Raw genomic sequence first — 569 nt, 5'->3', positions numbered from 1 at the left:
TTCTTTGACTTTTGCGCTAATCAAATAACCCATAGACAAAAAGGCTGCACCAAGAATCACACTGGCAACAATCAGGAGGGCAAAAGGTTTCCATGCGGCAAGGTCAAAGCCGCCGTTGGCAAGCTGGAGGGTAATGCCCGCCAATCCGTAGCCTGCCGTGGTGGCAAGGGCAAGGATGATGAGATGGCCGATAAATTTGCCGGCAAGGATTTGGTTGCGCGAAATCGGATAGCTCAACAACAGCGCCATCGTGCCGCGTTCGATTTCGCCAATCAGCGCATCATAAGAGAGCAACATCGCAATCAGCGGAATCAGGAAAATCGACAGGCTGGAGAGGCTGACAACGGTAACGGTCAACGGATCGACTTTGACTGTACCGGTAGGCGAGCTGCCCAGGAAACCCAATGACAGGGCAAGCGCGGCAAGCAGGAGTGCGGCGGCGAGGACCCAACGGTTGCGCAGGCTGTCGCGGACTTCTTTGCCGGTAATAATCCAAACGGGGTTCATACGTCTTCCCGTTTTAAGAATTGTGCGTACATATCGTCAAGTGTCGGGGTATGGATATCGAT

At 53.3% G+C, this 569-nt stretch carries 1 protein-coding gene; it reads right to left on the bottom strand.

The features are described 5' to 3' along the window. Positions 1-507: ABC transporter permease (locus tag ACTHUR_RS16610; protein ID WP_440399785.1), on the bottom strand; the 507-nt coding region annotated here is incomplete at its 3' end. Positions 508-569: the final 62 nt, after the last annotated feature.

This window comes from Neisseria sp. P0021.S007, assembly GCF_051956855.1.
The sequence above is the reverse complement of the archived record's forward strand: the minus strand, read 5'-3'. Positions and strand labels throughout refer to the sequence as shown.